At 28.7% G+C, this 21,961-nt stretch carries 20 protein-coding genes; 17 read left to right on the plus strand and 3 right to left on the minus strand.

The annotated features are described in order from the left end of the window. The first annotated feature begins 99 nt into the window (after positions 1–99). A complete protein-coding gene (lpxD, locus tag ACFO3U_RS04430; RefSeq protein ID WP_379738523.1) occupies positions 100–1,089 on the plus strand; it encodes a UDP-3-O-(3-hydroxymyristoyl)glucosamine N-acyltransferase in 990 nt (329 codons plus the stop codon). A 53-nt stretch (positions 1,090–1,142) separates the two neighbouring features. Here lpxD and ACFO3U_RS04435 read toward each other — a convergent pair whose 3' ends face one another. Continuing rightward, the gene (locus ACFO3U_RS04435) at positions 1,143–1,661 is read right to left on the minus strand and encodes an NUDIX hydrolase (RefSeq protein WP_379738524.1); all 519 of its coding nucleotides are present in this window, start codon (positions 1,659–1,661) and stop codon (positions 1,143–1,145) included. A gap of 15 nt (positions 1,662–1,676) precedes the next feature. Next, a complete protein-coding gene (locus ACFO3U_RS04440) occupies positions 1,677–4,250 on the minus strand; it encodes a DUF7619 domain-containing protein (protein ID WP_379738525.1) in 2,574 nt (857 codons plus the stop codon). 121 nt (positions 4,251–4,371) lie between these two features. On the opposite strand from ACFO3U_RS04440, the gene ACFO3U_RS04445 reads away from it, so the two are divergent. The 12 genes from ACFO3U_RS04445 to ACFO3U_RS04500 all read left to right on the plus strand — a co-directional run bounded on the left by ACFO3U_RS04445 (position 4,372) and on the right by ACFO3U_RS04500 (position 16,908). Continuing rightward, on the plus strand, positions 4,372–5,130 hold the full coding sequence (locus ACFO3U_RS04445; protein WP_379738526.1) for a Rossmann-like and DUF2520 domain-containing protein: 759 nt from the start codon (positions 4,372–4,374) through the stop codon (positions 5,128–5,130). Next, positions 5,114–5,641: a KdsC family phosphatase gene (locus ACFO3U_RS04450; protein WP_379738527.1), complete on the plus strand. Its 528-nt coding sequence runs from the start codon at positions 5,114–5,116 to the stop codon at positions 5,639–5,641. The genes ACFO3U_RS04445 and ACFO3U_RS04450 overlap by 17 nt, the downstream gene beginning before the upstream one ends. Positions 5,642–5,752: 111 nt before the next feature. Then, positions 5,753–6,685, plus strand: a complete 933-nt coding sequence (locus tag ACFO3U_RS04455; RefSeq protein WP_379738528.1) for a geranylgeranylglycerol-phosphate geranylgeranyltransferase — start codon at positions 5,753–5,755, stop codon at positions 6,683–6,685. Beyond that, on the plus strand, positions 6,678–7,259 hold the full coding sequence (locus ACFO3U_RS04460) for a Maf-like protein (protein ID WP_379738529.1): 582 nt from the start codon (positions 6,678–6,680) through the stop codon (positions 7,257–7,259). Before ACFO3U_RS04455 ends, ACFO3U_RS04460 begins: the two co-directional genes overlap by 8 nt. Beyond that, positions 7,252–7,788: a mechanosensitive ion channel family protein gene (locus tag ACFO3U_RS04465; protein WP_379738530.1), complete on the plus strand. Its 537-nt coding sequence runs from the start codon at positions 7,252–7,254 to the stop codon at positions 7,786–7,788. The genes ACFO3U_RS04460 and ACFO3U_RS04465 overlap by 8 nt, the downstream gene beginning before the upstream one ends. A gap of 13 nt (positions 7,789–7,801) precedes the next feature. Continuing rightward, entirely contained in the window at positions 7,802–9,328 is a 1,527-nt protein-coding gene (locus tag ACFO3U_RS04470; protein WP_379738531.1) for a rhomboid family intramembrane serine protease, read from the plus strand. Positions 9,329–9,376: 48 nt separating this feature from the next. Beyond that, positions 9,377–11,209 carry a BamA/TamA family outer membrane protein gene (locus tag ACFO3U_RS04475; RefSeq protein ID WP_379738532.1) on the plus strand — a complete coding sequence of 611 codons (1,833 nt, stop codon included), beginning with the start codon at positions 9,377–9,379 and terminating at the stop codon, positions 11,207–11,209. Between the two features lie 116 nt (positions 11,210–11,325). Next, complete coding sequence (locus tag ACFO3U_RS04480) at positions 11,326–11,649, plus strand: hypothetical protein (RefSeq protein ID WP_379738533.1); 324 nt, start codon at positions 11,326–11,328, stop codon at positions 11,647–11,649. A 188-nt stretch (positions 11,650–11,837) separates the two neighbouring features. Then, positions 11,838–14,291 carry a PIG-L family deacetylase gene (locus tag ACFO3U_RS04485; protein WP_379738534.1) on the plus strand — a complete coding sequence of 818 codons (2,454 nt, stop codon included), beginning with the start codon at positions 11,838–11,840 and terminating at the stop codon, positions 14,289–14,291. Between the two features lie 28 nt (positions 14,292–14,319). Beyond that, positions 14,320–14,541: a PLDc N-terminal domain-containing protein gene (locus ACFO3U_RS04490; protein ID WP_379738535.1), complete on the plus strand. Its 222-nt coding sequence runs from the start codon at positions 14,320–14,322 to the stop codon at positions 14,539–14,541. A gap of 135 nt (positions 14,542–14,676) precedes the next feature. Continuing rightward, positions 14,677–16,356, plus strand: coding sequence for a sodium:solute symporter family protein (locus tag ACFO3U_RS04495; protein WP_379738536.1), 1,680 nt, complete (start codon positions 14,677–14,679; stop codon positions 16,354–16,356). Between the two features lie 3 nt (positions 16,357–16,359). Further along, positions 16,360–16,908, plus strand: coding sequence for a hypothetical protein (locus ACFO3U_RS04500; RefSeq protein WP_379738537.1), 549 nt, complete (start codon positions 16,360–16,362; stop codon positions 16,906–16,908). 75 nt (positions 16,909–16,983) lie between these two features. Here ACFO3U_RS04500 and ACFO3U_RS04505 read toward each other — a convergent pair whose 3' ends face one another. Further along, positions 16,984–17,841, minus strand: a complete 858-nt coding sequence (locus ACFO3U_RS04505) for a DUF2911 domain-containing protein (protein WP_379738538.1) — start codon at positions 17,839–17,841, stop codon at positions 16,984–16,986. A 137-nt stretch (positions 17,842–17,978) separates the two neighbouring features. Here ACFO3U_RS04505 and ACFO3U_RS04510 point away from each other — a divergent pair, with 137 nt between their 5' ends. The 4 genes from ACFO3U_RS04510 to ACFO3U_RS04525 are packed head-to-tail and all read left to right on the plus strand — an operon-like array spanning position 17,979 to position 21,958. Beyond that, positions 17,979–18,443, plus strand: coding sequence for an SRPBCC family protein (locus tag ACFO3U_RS04510; protein WP_379738539.1), 465 nt, complete (start codon positions 17,979–17,981; stop codon positions 18,441–18,443). 7 nt (positions 18,444–18,450) lie between these two features. Further along, entirely contained in the window at positions 18,451–19,149 is a 699-nt protein-coding gene (locus ACFO3U_RS04515; protein ID WP_379738540.1) for an SDR family NAD(P)-dependent oxidoreductase, read from the plus strand. 52 nt (positions 19,150–19,201) lie between these two features. Further along, on the plus strand, positions 19,202–20,488 hold the full coding sequence (locus ACFO3U_RS04520; RefSeq protein ID WP_379738541.1) for a cryptochrome/photolyase family protein: 1,287 nt from the start codon (positions 19,202–19,204) through the stop codon (positions 20,486–20,488). 21 nt (positions 20,489–20,509) lie between these two features. After that, positions 20,510–21,958, plus strand: coding sequence for a cryptochrome/deoxyribodipyrimidine photo-lyase family protein (locus ACFO3U_RS04525; RefSeq protein WP_379738542.1), 1,449 nt, complete (start codon positions 20,510–20,512; stop codon positions 21,956–21,958). The last annotated feature ends 3 nt before the right edge of the window (positions 21,959–21,961 follow it).

The raw sequence follows: 21,961 nt of genomic DNA on the forward strand, positions 1-21,961 counted from the left end.
AATTTGTATAGTTAAACAGTTATATATCCTAAGAAATTCAAATTAGCACAAATTATTTTATTTGTTTACATTTGGTCGCAACTAACCAAACCAAATTAAATGAAAAATATCTCTATTACACAAATCAATGAAGTTCTTAAAGGAATAATTATTGGTGATTCCACTTTAAATATTACAGCTCCTGAACAAATTGAAGTTGCTAAAGAAAATGAAATCACTTTCATTGGAAACAAAAAATATGAAAAACTTTGGGAAACATCAAATGCTTCTGTTGCTGTAGTAAATGAAGATATTTCAATTGAACCTGGTGAAAATAAAGCGTTTATTAAAGTGAAAAATGCAGATTTAGCCATGTCTCAAGTTTTGGAACTCTTTGCTCCTGCTCCACCAATATTTCATCAAGATATTCATGCTACCGCTACAATCGACAGCTCAGCAAAAATAGGAAATGGAACAAAAATTGGTGCTAATTGCTATGTTGGACCAAATGTAACTATTGGAGAAAATGTTATTTTATATCCAAATGTTACTGTTTTAGATGAATGCACTGTTGGAAATAATACGAAAATTTGGTCAGGAACAGTTGTTAGAGAACGTTGTCATATTGGTAGTCATTGTATTTTACATCCAAATGCCACTATAGGAGCAGACGGATTTGGGTTTAGACCTTGCCCAGAAAGAGGTTTGGCTAAAATTCCTCAAATTGGGAATGTTATCATAGGAAATCATGTAGAAATTGGAGCAAATTCATGTGTTGATAGAGGTAAATTTAGTTCAACAGTAATTGGTGATGGTTGCAAAATTGATAATTTAGTTCAAATTGGACATAATTCTAAAATGGGTAAATTTTGTATTATGGCTGGAAATAGCGGATTAGCTGGTTCTGTAACTCTTGGAAATGGTGTAATCGTTGGAGGAAGTGCTTCTTTAAAAGATCATATTACAGTTGGTGATGGTGCAATTATTGGAGCTGGTTCTGGAGTAACTGCTGATGTTCCTGCTAAAGTAACCATGTTGGGTTATCCTGCAGTTGAAGCTCGAGTTGCTTTAAAACAATGGGCAATTTTAAAGAGAATGGCTACTTCGTAATAATTAACAATTAAAAATTCATAATTCATAATTCATAATTCATAATTCATAATTTATTTCATGTAATTACTTTCAATAACTTTTCGAATAGAAACAAATCCAATTTTATCCAATTGGATTTGTTCTTTTTTTACCCAAATCAATTCGTTTATTTCATCTTCAGCAGTAATCTTTATTTGATTTGAATTGATTTCAAATTCATAAAAAATATCCATAGTTCTATAAGGAACATTACGGTATAAATAATTATTTGGTGAAGTAGTAATGTATTTTAAATCTTTAGGTGATAAATCAATTCCCAATTCTTCATTTAATTCGCGACAAGCAGCTTCTTCTGCGTTTTCATTGGGATCAATAAATCCTCCTGGCAAATCCCATTTTCCTTTGTCTGGTTCAACGTTTCTCACAGTAAAGAGTATTTTGTCATCATGTTTAATAATTACGGCTACAGCTGCTGCAATGTTATGATACAACACAAAATCACAAGAATTACAATGAAACTTAAAATCATTTTCAAAAGAAAAATCTTCTGATTTACAATTTGGACAATAATTTATAAAAGATTTAGACATTTTTTGATTTTCAGATTATTCTTTTATAAACTTAGTATTCGAAACTCCAAAATTCGTATTGACTTTTACAAAATAATTTCCAGATTGTAAGTTTGAAACATCAACCGTTGAAATTGCATTTGGAACTGCTAAAACAATTTGTCCTAAAGTATTATAAATTTCAATGGAATTGATTGTCACATTACCTTTAGATTGAAAACTCAAAACATCTTTTACAGGGTTTGGATATAAAGTAAAATGTGTTCCAAAATCAAAATCGGTTACTTTTAATGCTGCAATTGTAGTTGTGAATGTATTTGTCGTAATTGGAAAATTATAATCAAAATAGATGTTGGCATCATTACTAAATGTATCTCCAACTACTAAATTAGATTTTGTTTTAATTTTAAATGCAACATAACCATCATTATTAGCATTATCAAAAGGTAAATTGATGCCTTCAAAGATAAACTCTACTTTATTTCCATTAATTCTTGTTACAAAATCGTGACTTGAATGCAAAGGAATTAAAGTATTCACATCAAATTTTGTTAAATCAATCATGTCTTTTACTACAATATTTTCTGCTGGATACGTTCCTGTGTTTTCAAAACGAATGACATAATGCACATATTGACCAATCATATCTGGACCAACCGTTGTACCTTCAACACAAGTTTTGTCATTTGGATCATAAGAACCAACAACTGTTTGATTTAGTGTAGAAGTATTGTCAAAAACAAATTCGTCCGTTGTTAAAGGAGTTATTGAAGATGAGTAATTTAAAAAATCACCAATATTTACAGCTGGAGTTTCTGTTGGGCTATTCACATTAAAAACAACATCAATAGTTCTTATTTCTAAAGGTAATAAATTAGTATAGTTCCAAGTTAAAGTTGTTGATTGTTGGTTGTTGGTTGTTGGATTTGCAGAAACTAAATACAAAACAGCATCATTAAAATCTAAAGTTACAGCTCCATTTTCAATTTGATTTCCTTTGTTTTTATAAATAATAGTATAATTAGCATCAAAACCTGGACGAGCTTGGTTCGTTGGAATAATTGTAACCTCAACATCATGATGAACTCCATTTGCGGTAACACAAAAATCTTGATTTAATGGACTTGTTTGCGTTGGAAAATTAGCTACAAAACTTGTTGGACTTATATTAAAATAAGTTGGATTTTCTATAACTGGTGTAATTGTGTGTGAACCTGCTTGAACTGGAATAGCATAATTACCAGATATGTCAGGAATAATGTTACCAATGTTTGTTCCATCAGTGATGGAAAAATTTAAGTATGGATAATTAATATCAGAAATATCACAACCGTTAGAATTATAATCATATTTTGTATTTCCATCTATTTCATAAAAAATTCCACCAGGAACAAATGTGCAATAGGTATTGACATGACAATTTATATAACCATATTGATTTATTTTTTGTTGAATTGCAAAAATCTCAAAATCGTCAGCACATATATATTTCAGATTATTATTCATACTAAATGAAAGTGTAATACCACCAACTGGACCATAAATAATATCAAAATAATAATCGTTTTTAAGAAATAAGCTATTTAAATTATTATTATCACAATATAGATTACTAACACGTGTATTATTTAAGTCTAAAATTGATATTTGATTATTACTGCAGCTTAATTGCCTCAATAGTGTATTTTGATTAAGGTCTAAACTCGATAATTGATTATTACTACAAGATAAATATTCTAAAAGTATATTTTGGTTAATATTTAAACTAGTTAGAAAATTATTACTACAGGATAAATTTTTTAATTCTACATTCTGCAATAAGTTAAGATTGGTTATTAAATTTTCATCACAAATTAAAGTTTTTAATACTGTGTTTTGATTTGAATTTAAATTAGTCAATTGATTATTATTAATATCAAGAGAACTTAAATTAGTATTAGCTGTCACATTTAAATTAGTCAATTGATTATTACTAACATTAAGATAGACTAAATTTGTATTAGCTGTTACATTTATATTTGTCAATTGATTATTACTAACATCAATATAATCTAAATTTGAATTAGCTGTTACATTTAGATTTGTAAGCATATTGTAGGCACAAGACAAAGATTTCAAATTAGTTAAAGCAGAAATATTTAAATTAATTAATTGATTTGCACCGCAATTCAAAAATTCCAAATTAGTTAGTCCTGAAAAGTTTAAAATAGGTACTTGGTTATTATAATAATTCAAATATTGCAAATTTGTTAAGAGAGAAGGATTAAAATTGGTTATTTGATTATTAGCACAGCTCAAATATTGTAAATTCAAAAACGCTTCGATACCAGCCATATTTGAAATTGAGGAATTATCTAATCTCAACCATTTAATAGCAAGAGCTTCGCTTACCTGAATCTCACCATCATTATTAATATCTATAGTATTATAATTTGATACATACCAATCTCCATTAATTGCATCATAAAGAGGCGTTTCGGAAGAAGCAAAATAATTACTAGGGCCTGCACTCAACAACTTCGCTTTAAAATTCGCATCAGGTATATTCACAATCTGTGCTTGTGTAGTAAAACTAAAAGCTAAAACTAATAAAAAGTATAATTTCTTCATATTAAATCTTTTATAAAAAGTAAATATAAACTATTTATTTAAAAAAATCTTCATTATTCATTCTGAAACATAAGTTATTTCTTATCGCTAAAAATCTTCAAAAAAATAGTAATTTAGCCAAATGATTAAAGTCGTACTTTTAGGTTCAGGAAATGTAGCTTCACATCTAATAAAAGCAATGGAAGCGAATGAGGCTATTGATTTAATTCAAGTTTATGCTCGTTCCAAAAAATCAATTGAAAACTTAATTGAATCCTCAAAAATTACAACTTCATTTGCTGATTTAAAAGAAGCTGATGTCTATGTAATTTCAGTTAGTGATAAAGCTATTGAAGAAGTTTCTAACCAAATTCCGTTTACTGATAAATTAGTGGTTCACACTTCTGGCACAATGGATTTTAGAGTAATGCATCCCAAAAACAAACGTGGTGTTTTTTATCCTTTACAAACGTTTTCAAAAAGTAAAGAAGTTGCTATGAAATCAGTTCCTTTTTGCTTAGAAACTGAAAAGGATGAAGATTTTGAATTAGTAGAAAATTTAGCTAAAAACTTATCGAATTCGGTTTATAAAATTAATGGTGAACAACGCAAAAGCTTGCATATTTCAGCTGTTTTTGTCTCTAATTTTGTGAATCATTTATACCAAATTGGGAATGCTCTTTGTGAGGAAAATAACGTTCCTTTTGCTATCTTGCAGCCTTTAATTGAAGAAACAGCTAACAAGATAAAAACGCTAAGTCCAACTGAAGCACAAACTGGTCCAGCCATTAGAAATGATGAGCCAACGATTCAAAAACATTTGGAAGCATTAGAAAATCCAACTTATAAAGAATTATACAGACAACTAACATTATCCATACAAAATGTCAAAAAGCTATAAAGAATTAATGAACGACATCACTACATTTATTTTAGATGTAGATGGTGTTTTAACCGATGGAACTATTCACGTTACACAAACCGGAGAAATGCTCCGTCACATGCACATTCGTGATGGTTATGCTATGAAAGCTGCTGTTGAAAATGGCTACACAGTTTGCATCATTTCTGGTGGAAGTAATGAAGGTGTTCGTGTTCGTTTACGCAATTTAGGAATTACTGATATTCATTTAGGTGTTCCAAATAAAGTAGAAACCTTCAACGAATTTATCGAATTATACAACATCAAACCCGAACAAGTTTTATACATGGGGGATGATATTCCAGATTTTCACGTGATGAAATTAGTGGGTTTACCAACATGCCCACAAAATGCTGTGCCAGAAATAAAAACCATCAGTAAATACATTTCACACATCAATGGTGGAAAAGGTTGCGTTAGAGATGTAATCGAACAAGTGATGAAAGTCCAAGGCAAATGGATGGAACATTTTGACGCGAAGTTTGATTGAGTTTTCTTAGTAAAAAGTGATAAGGGAATAGGTATAAGTTAAATATCTATTAATCCTAATTACTTTTCCCTAATCCCTTTTAACTATTCACTAATCCCTTTACAACAAAACATGAAATTTCTAAAACTTATACGATACCAAAACCTACTAATCATAGCTCTTGTACAAGCTGTTTTCCACTTTGGATTTTTAAAACAACAAGATGAATTAATTCTTGCTTTGAATGATGTTGAGTTTGTTTTATTGATTATTGCAACGGTTTGTATTGCTGCTGCTGGTTACATTATCAATAATATTGTTGATCAAGAAACAGATACCATTTCAAAACCTGAAAAAGTTATTGTTGGCAAACATATTTCAGAAAAAGCTGCTTACAATTATTACTTAGCTTTTAATATTGTTGGTGTTATTCTTGGCTTTTTTGTAGCTAATATTATTTTCAAGGAAAGTTTTGCGGCTATTTTTATTGTAGTTTCTTTTGTATTGTATTTGTATGCAACACAATTCAAACAAAGTTTATTAGCAGGAAATTTTTTAGTTTCATTTTTAGTTGCTTTTAGTATTATATTGGTTGGTGTTTTTGATTTATATCCTGTTATAACTCCAGATAATCGTCAATTTTTAAATGTCTTATTCCAAATCATACTAGATTATTCTCTTTTTGCTTTCTTATTAACATTTATCAGAGAAGTTGTAAAAGACATTGAAGATTATGAAGGAGATTTAAAAACAGGAATGAATACGTTGCCTATCGTAATTGGAAAAGAAAAAACTCAAAAAATTATTTTTGGACTTAGTTTTATTCCTTTGTTAGCACTACTCTATTATTTGAATGCTAATTTTACTAATTTAGAATATGTCATTTATTATACTTTAGGATTAGTCGTTGCACCAATGTTATATTTTATTGTAAAGCTTTGGCAAGCAAAAACGCAAAAAGACTTCAATCATTTAAGTACTGTTTTAAAATTCATTATGATTACCGGAATTTTATCTATTATTGTAATTACGTATAATTTAAATAATTTACCTAAACTTGGATAATTTTCTACCTAATAAAAAGATAATTTTAGCTTCTGGTTCTCCAAGAAGACAACAATATTGCAAAGAATTAGGCTTGGATTTTTCTATTCAATTAAAAGAAGTGGAAGAAATTTATCCAGAACATTTAAAACATCATCAAATTACTGATTTTTTAGCTGAATTGAAAGCCAATGCTTTTGAAAACGAATTAGCTGAAAATGAAATTTTAATTACAAGTGATACCATTGTTTGGCATGAAAACAAAGCTTTGGGTAAACCAAAAGATTATGAAGAAGCTTTTAAAATGATACAATCAATGTGTGGAAAAACACATGAAGTGATTACATCTGTTTGTCTTAAAACGAAATTAAAATCAGAAGTATTTCATAGTATTACTAAAGTTACTTTTGTAAATTTGAATAAAGAAGAAATTGATTATTACATTACCAATTACAAACCCTTTGACAAGGCTGGTGCTTATGGTATTCAAGAATGGATTGGTTTAGTTGGTATTTCAAAAATTGAAGGTTCGTATCCCAATGTTGTAGGATTGCCTGTCGATAAATTATATGAAAAATTGAAAGAGTATGCTTAATTTATTCCAAAACAAGTATTTACATGAAGAGATTTCAACTTTAATCGTTTTAATCGTTTATTCATTGCTTCGCTATTTTTTAGCTAAAGGAATTAGAAAATATGCCAAATCTAATCAGTCTTTAGAACATAGAACTAATTTAGTCATCAAGTATGTAAATATTCTTTTGGGTATATTAGCTTTTATTACAATAGCAGTAATTTGGGGTGTCAAAAAAGATCAATTATTTTTATTCACTTCTTCTTTTTTTACTGTAGTTGGTGTTGCAGCATTTGCACAATGGTCACTTTTAAGCAATATTACAGCTGGAATTATATTGTTTTTCTCCTTTCCTTTTAAAATTGGTGATCATATAAAAATTTTAGACAAAGACTTTCCCATTTCTGGAGAAATAATAGACATTAAAGCCTTTTATATTTTATTAAAAACTGATGGCAATGAAGTCATTACTTATCCAAATAACCTCTTAATGCAAAAAGGAATTTCTGTTTTAGATAATCACTCTGAGCACCAAGAATTCACTGATTAACTCTATTTTTTTTATGAATAATAAACTACTTCCTGAGTATACTATTGAATTTGAATATTCGATAGATGCCAAACCTTATTTCCATATGCTTTTTTCAAAAGCTATTTTAGATTTGAATTGGAGTATAGGTGAAATCAACATCAATAATATCAGAGCAACAACTACGATGAGTTTGTCTTCATGGAGTGAACAAATTGATATCAAACTGTTAGATAATAAAGCTGTCGTTTCAAGTAAATGCATTGGTAATCAAATATTAGATTGGGGAAAAAACAAACAAAACATTGAACTTTTACTCCAAAAGGTAGAATTTTTAAGAACAGAAATTAATGTAAATTCAGTTAACACAGAAAATTTCAATGATGATGTAGATGAAATACAAATTGAGAGAAATTTAAAAATAAACAGTCTAAAAAAAGAAAAAACTTTTAAAGATTTCTTTGCCATTTTTATTCCTACTAAAGATTATCTATTTACACCAATATTAATAATTGTAAATATTTTATTTTTTGTGATTATGGCATTTGATGGAACTAACATCATAGAACCTCAAGGTGAAAAATTAATTTTATGGGGTGCAAATGTTAGAGAACTTACTCTCAATGGAGAATGGTGGAGATTAATTTCATGTATGTTTATGCATATTGGAATCTTACATCTTTTAATGAATTTATATGCATTAATATTTATTGGAGTGTTATTAGAACCTCTCATTGGTAAAAATAGATTTATTGTTGCATATTTAACCACTGGCTTCATAGCAAGTACAGCAAGTTTATATTGGAATACTTTTGCAATAAGTGCAGGAGCATCTGGTGCTATTTTTGGTTTGTTTGGCGTTTTTTTGGCACTATTAACAACCACTCACATAGAAAAATCAGTTAAAAAACCAATGCTAATCTACATATCAATATATGTTGGAATAAATTTAATTAATGGTTTAAAAGATGGAATTGATGCTGCTGCTCACTTAGGTGGTTTAATCTCTGGGGTAATTATTGGATATGTATACTATTATGGTATGATAAATAAAGAAAATAGAGACTTAAACTATTGGATTTTAGGAATCGTTACTTTTCTCGGAGTTTCAACTTCTTTTTTAGTGATTGAATCTATTCCAAATCCTTTAAAATACTATCAGTTTGAAGAAGATGAGTCTATTAGTACTGATAATAGCACTGGATTAAAGTACTTTAAACTTTATGAAAGTAAAATGATAGATTTTGAAGCAAATGAAAGTATGGCAATGGATGTTTTTAATTACCATAGCAATGACAAAGAAGCATATCTATATCAACTTAAAGATAGAAGCTTATACTTTTGGAAAGAAAATTTAAATATAGTACGAGAAATTGAAAAATATAGCTTACCCAAAGAAATATTAGACAGAAATAATATGATTAAAAAATATGTCATTCTAAGGATTAAGCAAAATGATATGCTATATAACACACTTAATTTAGAAACTGACCGTTATCAAAAAGACTTAATTGAAATTGGACAAGAAATTGATAATATTATTTCTTTGTTACAACAATAAATTAATAGAATTTAAAAAGTAATCCATAAGAATCATAGAATACAAAAAATGAATAGTAAAAGAAATTTATTACTTTCTTTATCTGTGTTTTTTTATTGCATCTCGGTTTTTTCTCAAACTAATCCCAAAGAGAAAGATACTGTTAAGATGTATAAAACCATTGAAAACTATTCCAAAAAAAGAGGTTTTACAAAATTTTTACATAAACTCATTTTTGAGCCCACTAAAAAAGAAAACAAAAGCAATTCAACTGTAAAAAAACAAATTGAAAAAAATTATGCCAGTTATAACGGTAAAATTATAAGGAATATACAAATTGAAGTCTTAGATCCTTTTGGCTTTTCGGTGACAGACACAACTCGAAAACCAAGAAATTTTGTAGAACGAACAGGAAATAAATTTCATGACAAAACAAGTAATTGGACCATTAGAAACCTATTACTTATTAAAAAAAACAAACCGCTAGACACTCTTTTATTAAAAGACTCAAAACGTATCATAAGAAGTCAAAAATATGTTAGAAGAGTTGAAATTGATGCCAATTTAATTTCCAAAGATTCGGATTCAATTGATATACTTGTAAAAGTTTTAGATTCATGGAGTACTGTTCCTAATTTTTCAACTTCAACAAACAAATCAACTTTTGAACTAAATGAATATAATTTTTTAGGTTTTGGACATCAAATAAAAAACTCTTACCAAAGGAGTTTGACAAATAATGACAATGCTTATAGTGTTGATTATATTGTTCCCAATTTTAAAAATACTTACATCAGTACTCGGTTAAACTACGATATTGACTTAGATGGAAATTATGCCAAAAGTATTTCTGTAGAAAGACCTTTTATCTCTGCTTACATAAAATGGGCTGGAGGAATAAAAGTTGGACAACAATTTAGAAGCGAAACTCCAATTGATACTACTTTTGTTACCGAAAACCAAGACTTTAAATTTAATGACCAAGATTATTGGATTGGAAGATCATTTCAAGTATTTAGTGGAAGATCTGAAGAAGACAGAACAACTAACTTAATAACAGCAGCTCGTTTTTATAGAACAAATTACTTACAAAAAGCTTCTCCTTTATATGATACAGCTGATTTTTATTCGAATGAACAATTATATTTAGTCGGAATTGGAATTGCTTCAAGACAGTTTGAACAGAAAAAATACATCTTTAATTATGGAATTATAGAAGATGTACCAACTGGAATTGTTTATGGAATAACAGGTGGTTACCAACATAAAAATGATGATTACCGCTATTATTTTGCCGGACGATTTAGTTTGGGAAAATTTTATAATTGGGGTTATTTAAGCTCTAATGTTGAATATGGAACGTTCTATAAAAATTCATCCGAACAAACAGCACTTTCCTTAAAACTAATTTATTTTTCCAACTTAATAGAAGGGAAAAAATGGAAATTCAGGCAATTTGTAAAACCTGAATTAATTATTGGTACAAATAGAATCGACTCTAGATTTGATAGAGTTACACTTAATGATAATAATGGAATTAGAGGTTTTAGCAGTGATATTCTTTATGGAACAAAGAAATTGCTTGTAACTTTTCAAACACAAGGATATTCACCGTGGAGTTTATGGGGATTTCGTTTGAATCCTTTTTTGAGTTACACTTTTGGAATGCTTAGCGATGAGAACAATCACTTTACCAAAAGTAAAATGTACTCGCAATTTGGAGCTGGATTAATAATCAGCAACGATTATTTGGTTTTTGATAGTTTTCAAATTTCTTTTTCTTTCTTCCCAAGTATTCCTGGTGATGGAAATAATATCATCAAAACAAATTCTTTTAAAACAGACGATATCGGTTTCCAAAATTTTGATTTCTCTAAACCTAAAATTATTGAATACAAATAGTTGATGAAAATTATATAAGTATGTCTTAAAATTATGTAACAGGTTTTTTAGCGTTTTGATGAACTTTACAACATCAATAAAATGAAAAACTAAACTAACCTTTAATACATATATTTATGAAAACTATTATCAACAAAATGTCTTTTATGTCATTAGTAATGATTTTAACTATGACATTAATCCCAACACTAACATTTGCAAACGAAACAACTAAAGCAATAGGTCCAAAAACTGAAGTTCCTGCAAAAGTTCAAGTAATGCTTGATCGACTAGAGGAAATTAAAGAAATGGATAAATCTAATTTAACTAGAGCTGAAAAAAAAGAACTTAGAAAAGAAGTTAGATCTATTAAAAAAGAACTAAGAACAACTGGTAATGGAGTTTATTTATCTGTTGGTGCAATAATAATAATTATACTACTTTTAATTTTATTATTGTAATACCAAAAACTCAAAATGCAGAAAATAAACATTTTAGTTAAGCACATAATTAACTAACTAATCAAGAGCAAAAACCACAACGTTTTTGCTCTTAATTTTTTGTTAAAGAAAGTCCAAAATTTTAGAAAACTCATCACGACAAATTTTTAATTACTATTTTTGAAGCTATTGCCAATAAAAAAGTCAAAATGCATCATTCAAAAATTAAATTTGTCCTATTATTTTTATTTTCATTTATAGTTGTAAACGCTCAACAACCTAAAAAACCTTCTACTGGAGAAATTTATGAGCAAGTTAAAAAATTGAATTTTTTAGGTTCAGTTTTATATTTAGCTGCCCATCCAGATGATGAAAATACACGCTTGATTTCTTATTTTTCAAATCATTATCATGCACAAACAGCTTATTTATCATTAACTCGTGGTGATGGTGGACAAAATTTAATTGGTCCAGAATTAAGAGAACAATTAGGAGCAATTAGAACACAAGAACTATTAGCAGCAAGAAGAATTGATGGTGGACAACAATTTTTTACAAGAGCTAATGATTTTGGCTATTCAAAAGTGCCTTCAGAAACATTTACGATTTGGAACAAACAAGAAGTTTTAGATGATGTAATTCAAACTATTGAAACCTTTCAACCAGATATTATCATCAATCGTTTCGACCATCGTTCTCCTGGAACCACTCATGGACATCACACAGCAAGTGCCATGTTGAGTTTAGAAGCTTATGATTTAATTAAAAACAAACCCAAACGAGTTTTTTTTAATACTTCTTGGTGGTTTTATGGAAGTCAAGAAGCCTTTGATAAAGCAGATAAAAGTAATTTAGTAGCTATTAATGCCAATGTCTTCTTCCCTATTTTAGGAAAAAGTAATTTTGAAATTGCAGCTTTAAGTCGAAGTCAACACCGTTGTCAAGGATTTGGTTCTACAGGAACTCGTGGTGATGAAATGGAATATCTGGAACTTTTAAAAGGGAAAATGCCAACTTCAGAAAACATTTTTGAAGGAATAGATACTTCATGGACCAGACTAAAAGGTGGTGAAGCAATTGGTAAAATTTTAAACCCTATTGAGGAAAATTTCAATTTTAAAAATCCAGCAAAACACATTCCTCAATTAGTTGAAGCATACAAATTATTGCAAAAATTAGAAGATTCACATTGGAAAAAAATCAAATTAAAAGAACTTTCAAATCTAATTGAAGCTTGTTCTGGTTTATATTTAGAAGCCGTTAGTGCATCTGAAAAAGTGACGAAATCAGATACTTATTCATTAAACATTGAAGCCATTAACCGAAGCGATTCAAACATGATATTGAATTCCGTTACTTATGGTAACAAAGTAGCTTCTGAAAAAAATGTGGCTTTAAAAAACAATTCAAAAATAAATTTAAAGTTAGAAAACAATACAATCCCAGCTGATTTTGATTACTCTAATTTATTTTGGTTGAAAGAAACACCAACAGTTGGTATGTACAAAGTTTCTAACAAAGCTATTCGAATTTTACCAGAAGAAACTTTACAATTTCCAGTAATTTTTTCTGTAAATGTAGAAGGAACAACTATTGAATTCGTTAAAAATGTCGTTTACAAAAAAAATGATCCCGAATTTGGAGAAACTTATATTCCATTTACAGTTTTACCTGAAGTTACCACAAACATCATAAACAAGGTTTCAATCTTTAATGACAATCAACCTAAAGAAATTAAGGTTAAAATCATTTCACAAACTGAAAATATTAAAGGAACTTTAACTTTAAATGCAGCTAAAAATTGGAAAATAGAACCTAGCTCAATTGCATTTGAAATTCCTCAAAAAAATGATGAACGAACATTGACTTTTAAAGTTTCTCCACCAAAAGAAGAAAACACTACTACATTGGAAGCTGTTGTTACAATGAATGGAAAAAAATTCAATCAAGAACTTATTGAAATTAATTATCCACATATTCCAAAACAAACAATTTTACAACCTTCAATTTCCAAATTGGTTAAATTAGACATTCAAACTAAAGGAAAAAACATTGGTTATATCAAAGGTGCTGGTGATGAAGTGGGTTCGAATTTGGAAAATTTAGGATTTAAAGTTACGATGATAAACCCTTCAGAAATAATATTGGATAAACTTCAAAATTTTGATGCCATAATCGTTGGAATTCGTGCATTTAATGTAGTTGACGAACTAGCATTCAAAAATAAAATTCTGTTTGAATATGTAAAAAATGGTGGAAACTTAATCATTCAATACAACACAAACAGAGGTCTAGTAACAGAAGAAGTTGCACCATATAACTTAAAAATTTCAAGAGACAGAGTTACCAATGAAAATGCAAAAGTGACTTTTTTAGCACCAAATCATCCTGTTTTAAATACACCAAATAAAATTACAAGTAAAGATTTTGAAGGTTGGGTACAAGAACAAGGTTTATATTATCCAGACGAATTTGCTTCTGAATTCACTCCAATCTTACAAGCCAACGATGAAGGTGAAAATCCAACAAAAGGAGCTCTGTTAGTAGCAAAATATGGAAAAGGAAATTACATTTACACTGGTTTAAGTTTCTTTAGAGAATTACCAGAAGGTGTTAGTGGAGCTTATAGATTGTTGGCAAATATTATAGCTTTGGAAAAATAATATTTAATAAAAAATTAAAATAAATGGTATGGGAAAAATAAATACAGAATTTTCATTAGGCCTTTTTACTTGGCAAGCGATAATTATTGTTTCAGTTTTACTATGGATGTATTGTTTACTTGATATTTTAAAAAACAAGTTTGAACAAAATGACAAGCTAATTTGGATTCTATTAGTCATATTTTTACCAACTTTAGGATCAATTTTATATTTATCTATTGGGAGAAATAAAAAAATAAAAAACAATTAAAAGATTTCCGTTTTCACGGAAAACAAGATATGGAAAAAGAAAAAAACAAATGGAAAATGAGCTACAGTATTGTTTTGGTACTGAATGCTCTTTACATATTAGTGTTTTATTTATTAATGGAAATGTTCACTTAATATGGCAAATTTAGATTGGGTTGTTCTTTCGTTTACGCTACTTTTCATAGTAATTTATGGTGCTTACAAAACTAAAGGAAGTGCTAACGTAAAAGATTATATTTTAGGAAACAACGAAACTCCTTGGTTTACTGTTGGAATTTCAGTTATGGCTACTCAAGCCAGTGCTATTACGTTTCTTTCCACACCAGGTCAAGCTTATCATGATGGAATGGGTTTTGTGCAATTCTATTTTGGTTTACCATTGGCAATGGTTGTAATTGCTTATACTTTTATACCTATTTATCACAAGTTAAAAGTTTACACAGCTTATGAATATTTGGAACAACGATTTGATGTAAATACAAGAACTTTAGCTGCTATTTTATTCTTAATTCAAAGAGGTTTAGGAACTGGAATTACCATTTATGCTCCAGCAATTATTCTTTCTGCACTATTAGGTTGGAATTTATTTATACTAAATATTATAATCGGTATTTTAGTTATCGTTTACACCGTAACTGGTGGAACAAAAGCTGTAAATGTCACTCAAAAACAGCAAATGTTTGTCATTTTTAGTGGAATGGTTATTACGTTTATAATCATTTTAAACCAATTACCCGAACAATTGGATTTTTTCAATGTCTTAAAAATAGCTGGAGCAAACGGCAAAATGGATATTCTTGATTTCTCTTATAATCCTGAAACTCGATATACTTTTTGGAGCGGAATAACTGGTGGATTTTTCTTAATGCTTTCTTATTTTGGAACTGATCAATCTCAAGTTGGACGATACCTTTCTGGAAAATCTATTAAGGAAAGCCAAATGGGTTTAATCATGAATGGAATTTTAAAAGTTCCAATGCAATTTTTTATTCTTTTAACTGGAGTTTTGGTTTTTGTTTTCTACCAATTTAACAGTGCTCCTTTGCATTTTAATCCTACGAATGTTTCACATATTGAAAATTCAAAATACAAAGAAGATTATAAAGTACTTGAAGATAAATTAGCGGTTATCAATGAAGAGAAAAATGTTATCAATCATATTTATATTGAACAATTAAACTATGAATATGATAACAATGCCTTAAAAAAGAAAATGCAAACCTTAAACATTCAAGAAAAAGATTTACGTGAAAAAGCTAAAAATTTAATTGCCAAATCAGATTCCAAAGCAGAAACAAATGATAAAGATTATGTGTTTTTATATTTCATTCTTCATCATTTACCAAAAGGAATTTTAGGGTTACTTTTAGCGGTGATTTTTAGTGCAGCCATGTCTTCAAGTGCTTCTGGTTTAAACTCATTAGCAGCAACTTCAACCATTGATATTTATAAAAGAAATAAAGGAAATGAATCTGACAAACACTATGTTTATGCCACACAATATTTCACTTTATTTTGGGGATTAGTGGCTATTGGATTTGCTTGTATAAGTTCGCTTTTTGAAAATTTAATTCAATTGGTAAATATCATTGGTTCAATATTCTACGGAACTGTACTTGGTATATTCTTAGTTGGATTCTACATTAAATATGTAAAAGGAAAAGCCATTTTTATTGCAGCTTGTATAAGTCAATTAACCATCTTTTATATCTTCTATATTGATGTAGTAAGTTTCCTTTGGTTAAATTTTATAGGAGCTCTTTTAACTTTAGTTTTGTCAATAAGTATTCAAAGTTATTTGAATAGTAAAGAATAAAATATGATAAAAAGAATTTCTTTATTTATTTTAATAACTTCTTTTATTATACTTTTATGTTCTTGCAGAACTTATTTAGATGATGAAAGATATTTACCAATAAGTAATGATACTTTTAAAATATATGGTTTTAAAGATTATAATGAACTTTATTATCATTCAAAAATTGGAGCATCTGCTGATAAAGTTTTTTTTTATCCACAACATTTTAAAATCAATTTACCAAAGAAAATAAAAAAATGGTCAGCATCAAACAATGCTAATCATATTGAGTATGATAAAAACAGACTAATTATAATTGATGCTGATTACATCAACAATGAAATCCAAATAACACCTTGGGAAATAATTGATGATAAGACCAAAATCTTAAATTATATGGATTATTATTACAAGGTAAAGAAAAAGCATTTTAATTATGATAAATCAATTAATTTAAAAAATGTAAAACTATATACAGATGGGAAAACTTATATACTTTTCTATAAAATGGAAAATTCTGAAGTTTTTAATTTTAAAAAAATACTAAATAGTTTTCATTATGTAGATTAAAATTTTAAACTTTAATTTTTAAATAAAAAGCCTTTCGTGATTGAAAGGCTTTTTAAATAATTTTGCAATATGAATTTATTTCTTAGACCATTCAGCAATTGAATCATTATTCATTTTTTCATAATCTTTGTTTCCAGCTTTAATTGCAGCAGCTAAAGATAATTTTGCTGTTTCAATAGCACCTTTTTTATCATTTAATTTAGCTTGAATCAATGATTTTTGACGTAAGTACCAAAATGGAGCTTCTTTTCCTCCAGCAGTAGCCATTTCAATAGCTTTGTTAACCCAAGTTAAAGCTTTATTCATATCACCACCAGACTGATAAAAATACTGTGATGCAGAAAAATAATCACCAGCTTTTGGTCCAGCTAAAGCATTTTCAATACTTGTAATGGCAACCTCTTTTGTTGGAACTTCAATTTTAACAGGAACAATAGTTTTTTCCCATTCTAAATTTAAAGTTGCATTGTCATTTGTAATATTGTTTATTGAAATTGTAAACGTTTCAATATGTCTGTTTGTAGATTCTGGCTTAACAGAAACTTTCACTGCAACATCAGAATCATTCCACTTTTCTGGTAAACCCCAGTTATCAGTATTTTTGTAGAAAATTACATCCCAACTATCAGCTTTTGGAGTTGTATATAATGCATATGTTCCTTTTGCTAAATCTTTACCTTCAACTTTTACATTTTCATTGAAAGTAACAGTTGTATTTGCATTTGCACCTGTTCTCCAATTAGAACCATAAGGAACTAATTCTCCAAAAACAGTTCTTCCTTTTGCACTTGGACGAGAATAATTCACTTCAATCGTAGTTAATCCTACAACTTGTTCCACTTTTGAACTAGGACTAGCTTGTGGAGTTTTTACTTGAGCAGTAGCAACAATGCTTGAAAAAGCAAAAATGGCTGCTATTAATAATTTTTTCATAATTGGTTATTTTTTTTGATGCTACGAATTTAAGAAATATTCATCAATCTTTTGTTAAAGGTATCTAAAATTTAAAATATTTTGTTTAATTTTTTTTATAATTAGTTAAACAATAATTACCTTTACAAAAAAGAAAAATGAAAATTTATACGTTACATAGTAAACAAAACTTACCAATTTCATTAGATGAAGCTTGGAAATTTCTTTCAAATCCTAGAAATTTAAAAACTATAACACCTGATTATATGGGATTTGAAATCCTATCTGGTGCTGACAGACCTATGTATCAAGGCCAATTGATTCAATACATTGTGACACCAGTTTTAGGAATTAAAACAAAATGGGTAACTGAAATCACACATGTAGCTGATAAAAAATTCTTTGTGGATGAACAACGTTTTGGTCCATATTCTCTTTGGCATCACAAACATTTTCTTAAAGAAATTGATGGTGGTGTTGAAATGGAAGACATTGTAGATTATAAAATACCAATGGGAATTCTAGGTCAAATGGTTCAACCTATACTTGTTCAACCCAAATTGAATGAAATTTTTGAATACAGAAGAAAAAAATTAATAGAATTATTTGGAGAATTTAAATAATCAAATTATGAAAAACATACTTTTAATTGGAGGTTCTTACGGAATTGGATTAGCATTAGCAAAGGAACTTCAAAATAACAACAACGTCTTTGTTGCTTCAAGAACAAACGAAAATCTAGGAAACTTAAAGATCACACACATACCTTTTGATGTTTCTACTGATAATCTAGATACTTCAATATTACCAGAAGTTATTGATGGTTTAGTCTATTTACCAGGTAGCATTAATTTAAGACCGTTTAAAGGATTAAAACTTGAAGCTTTTGAAAGTGATTTGCAAATTAATTTTATAGGTTTAGTCAAGGTAATTCAAGCTGTTTTACCTAATTTAACTGCATCAAAACAATCAAGCATTGTGTTGTTTAGTAGTGTAGCAGCATGTATGGGAATGCCTTTTCATACCAGTGTTGCAGCATCCAAAGGTGCTATTGAAGGATTTGCAAAAGCTTTAGCTGCAGAATATGCTCCAAAAATTAGAGTTAATGTAATTGCTCCTTCATTAACTGATACACCTTTAGCCGACAAATTTTTAAATAACGATATAAAAAAAGAAAAATCTTCGGAAAGACATCCTTTAAAACGATTTGGACAACCTGAAGACATTGCTCAAATGGCTAGTTTTTTATTAAGTGAAAACAGCAGTTGGATGAGTGGACAAATTTTACATGTTGATGGTGGAATGTCAACTTTATTAGTTAATGGATAGCAAATAATCTAATTTTTGAAATTAAATTTTGTAATTGTAATTGTACTTGAAAATGAATATATTTTGGTTTAGAAGAGATTTAAGAGTGGAAGATAATGTGGGATTTTTTCATGCTTTAAATGATAGTGAAAAAGTTTTACCCATATTTATTTTTGATGAAAAAATACTCTCTGAATTACCTAAAGATGATGCTCGTGTGACTTTCATTCATGAATTATTGTCCAAAATTCAAGATAAACTCAAAGAAAATGGAAAATCGTTAGCTGTTTTTCATGGTGAACCGAAAGCTGTTTTTGAAAAGTTAATCGAAGAAAATAAAATCAAAACTGTTTATACCAATCACGATTACGAACCTTATGCTAGAAAACGCGATAAAGAAATGAATCAGTTGTTTAAAGAAAATGAAATCGAATTTAAAACTAGTAAAGACCAAGTTATTTTTGAAAAAAATGATGTGGTAAAAGACGATGGTGATCCATATGTGGTTTATACACCTTATTCAAAAAAATGGAAAGAAGCTTTTTCTAAAATCAATTTAAGTTATTATAAATCAGAAGATAAACTGGATAAAATTTCAAAACACTCCTACTCTTTTTTAAGTTTAAAAGATATTGGATTTAAAACTTCAGAGATTAAAGTTCCATCTTATGATATTAGTGATAAAACCATTTCAAAATATGAAGAAACCAGAAATTTTCCAGCTGAAAATGGCACTTCTATGTTGGGAACTTATTTGCGTTTTGGAGCTGTTTCAATTCGAAAAATAGTCAATCATGCTTCAACTTTTAAAAATGAAACTTTTCTAAAAGAATTAATTTGGAGGGAATTTTTTATGCAAATTTTATGGCATTTTCCACATACAATTAATTCAAGTTTCAGACCAAAATATGATGCTATTCAATGGAAAAATAATGAAAATTTATTCCAAAAATGGTGTGATGGAAAAACAGGTTATCCAATTGTTGATGCAGGAATGCGAGAATTAAATGAAACAGGTTACATGCACAACAGAGTTCGAATGATTGTGGCAAGTTTTCTATGCAAACATTTATTAATCGATTGGAAATGGGGTGAAACTTATTTTGCCCAAAAATTACTGGATTATGAACAGGCAAGTAATGTTGGAAATTGGCAATGGGCTGCTGGCTCTGGAGTTGATGCTGCTCCTTATTTCAGAATTTTTAATCCAACTACACAAATTGAAAAATTTGATAAAAATCACAAATACATCAAAAAATGGGTTCCTGAATTTGATTCTGAAAAATATCCTAAACCCATTGTAGACCATAAAGAAGCTAGAGAATTATGCTTAAAAGTTTATAAAGAAGCTGTTGGATAAAAAATTGAAAAAACAACTAAAATGAATATCGTTTGGTTTAAAAGAGATTTGCGATTAACTGATAATGAAGCACTTCACAATGCTATTTCATCAGGAAGAAAGACTCTTTTACTGTATATATTTGAACCATCGCTTCAAGAAGATATTCATTACAGTCAAAGACATTTTGATTTTATCAAACAATCCTTAGAAAGTCTTCAGAAAGAACTTTTACAATATCATACACAAATACTAATAGTTGAAGGTGAAGCTCTTGAAATTTTTCAAAAATTAAAAAAACTGATTTCTATTCACGCTGTATATTCACATCAAGAAACTGGAATTAAATTAACTTTTGATAGAGACAAACAAGTTTCTGCTTTTTTGAATAAACACGAAATTCCATGGTATGAATCGATAAATAATGGAGTCATCAGAGGTATCAAAAACAGAAAAAACTGGAAAGAAGATTGGTACGATTATATGGATAAGGATTGTTTTCTATTTGAAGCCAATGCTCGTTCTTTTATAAAATATAAAGATATAGAAGAAATTGAAAACCTCTTCAATAAACCTTCTTTAGTTACAGACAAAAACACACCTTTTCAAAAAGGTGGTACACCAACAGCTTTGCGTTACATGAATTCTTTTTTTAATGAACGAGTTGCAAATTATTCCAAATATATTTCAAAACCCGAAAAAGCTAGAATGGGTTGTAGTCGTTTGTCACCTTATATTGCTTGGGGAAATTTATCCATCAGACAAGTTTATGATGAAGCTTGGAAATATTCACAAAGAGGAATTCACAAAAAACAAATCTCAAATTTTGTTTCAAGATTACGTTGGCAAGCTCATTTTATTCAAAAATTTGAAATGGAATGTAGCATGGAATTTATTGCTGTAAACAAAGGATATCGCAATTTGGTTCAACCTTTAAATTTATTTTATCATGAATCTTGGACACAAGGTAAAACAGGATTTCCAATTGTTGATGCATGTATGCGATGTTTAAATTCAACTGGCTATTTGAATTTTAGGATGAGAGCTTTAGTCGTTTCATTTTATACTCACAATTTGTGGCAACCGTGGCAAAACTGTTCCCCACATTTAGCCCAACAATTTTTAGATTTTGAATCTGGAATTCATTATCCACAATTGCAAATGCAAGCTGGTGTTACTGGAGTAAATACATTAAGAGTTTACAATCCTGTAAAAAATTCAATCGAGCATGATGAAGAAGGTGTTTTTATTAAAAAATGGGTTCCCGAATTAGCTGAAATTCCAATAGCATTTATTCATGAACCATGGAAATTGACTCCAATTGAGCAGGAATTATACAATTTTAAATTAGGTATAAATTATCCTTATCCAATTGTAGATTTGGAAAAAACCAGAAAACATTCTAGTGATATTTTGTGGAGAATGCGAAAAAATTCAGATGTAAAATCAGACAGTAAACGAATTGTAAATAAACATACAAATCCTGACTGATTC

Source organism: Flavobacterium ponti (assembly GCF_042652765.1).
GTDB lineage: Bacteria > Bacteroidota > Bacteroidia > Flavobacteriales > Flavobacteriaceae > Flavobacterium > Flavobacterium ponti.

What these genes read in the sequence shown, in the direction of transcription:
- lpxD (WP_379738523.1), top strand. Translation starts at nt 100, where the DNA reads ATGAAAAATATCTCTATTACACAAATCAATGAAGTTCTTAAAGGAATA.
- ACFO3U_RS04435 (WP_379738524.1), bottom strand. Translation starts at nt 1,661, where the DNA reads ATGTCTAAATCTTTTATAAATTATTGTCCAAATTGTAAATCAGAAGAT.
- ACFO3U_RS04440 (WP_379738525.1), bottom strand. Translation starts at nt 4,250, where the DNA reads ATGAAGAAATTATACTTTTTATTAGTTTTAGCTTTTAGTTTTACTACA.
- ACFO3U_RS04445 (WP_379738526.1), top strand. Translation starts at nt 4,372, where the DNA reads ATGATTAAAGTCGTACTTTTAGGTTCAGGAAATGTAGCTTCACATCTA.
- ACFO3U_RS04450 (WP_379738527.1), top strand. Translation starts at nt 5,114, where the DNA reads ATGTCAAAAAGCTATAAAGAATTAATGAACGACATCACTACATTTATT.
- ACFO3U_RS04455 (WP_379738528.1), top strand. Translation starts at nt 5,753, where the DNA reads ATGAAATTTCTAAAACTTATACGATACCAAAACCTACTAATCATAGCT.
- ACFO3U_RS04465 (WP_379738530.1), top strand. Translation starts at nt 7,252, where the DNA reads ATGCTTAATTTATTCCAAAACAAGTATTTACATGAAGAGATTTCAACT.
- ACFO3U_RS04470 (WP_379738531.1), top strand. Translation starts at nt 7,802, where the DNA reads ATGAATAATAAACTACTTCCTGAGTATACTATTGAATTTGAATATTCG.
- ACFO3U_RS04475 (WP_379738532.1), top strand. Translation starts at nt 9,377, where the DNA reads ATGAATAGTAAAAGAAATTTATTACTTTCTTTATCTGTGTTTTTTTAT.
- ACFO3U_RS04480 (WP_379738533.1), top strand. Translation starts at nt 11,326, where the DNA reads ATGAAAACTATTATCAACAAAATGTCTTTTATGTCATTAGTAATGATT.
- ACFO3U_RS04485 (WP_379738534.1), top strand. Translation starts at nt 11,838, where the DNA reads ATGCATCATTCAAAAATTAAATTTGTCCTATTATTTTTATTTTCATTT.
- ACFO3U_RS04490 (WP_379738535.1), top strand. Translation starts at nt 14,320, where the DNA reads ATGGGAAAAATAAATACAGAATTTTCATTAGGCCTTTTTACTTGGCAA.
- ACFO3U_RS04495 (WP_379738536.1), top strand. Translation starts at nt 14,677, where the DNA reads ATGGCAAATTTAGATTGGGTTGTTCTTTCGTTTACGCTACTTTTCATA.
- ACFO3U_RS04500 (WP_379738537.1), top strand. Translation starts at nt 16,360, where the DNA reads ATGATAAAAAGAATTTCTTTATTTATTTTAATAACTTCTTTTATTATA.
- ACFO3U_RS04505 (WP_379738538.1), bottom strand. Translation starts at nt 17,841, where the DNA reads ATGAAAAAATTATTAATAGCAGCCATTTTTGCTTTTTCAAGCATTGTT.
- ACFO3U_RS04510 (WP_379738539.1), top strand. Translation starts at nt 17,979, where the DNA reads ATGAAAATTTATACGTTACATAGTAAACAAAACTTACCAATTTCATTA.
- ACFO3U_RS04515 (WP_379738540.1), top strand. Translation starts at nt 18,451, where the DNA reads ATGAAAAACATACTTTTAATTGGAGGTTCTTACGGAATTGGATTAGCA.
- ACFO3U_RS04520 (WP_379738541.1), top strand. Translation starts at nt 19,202, where the DNA reads ATGAATATATTTTGGTTTAGAAGAGATTTAAGAGTGGAAGATAATGTG.
- ACFO3U_RS04525 (WP_379738542.1), top strand. Translation starts at nt 20,510, where the DNA reads ATGAATATCGTTTGGTTTAAAAGAGATTTGCGATTAACTGATAATGAA.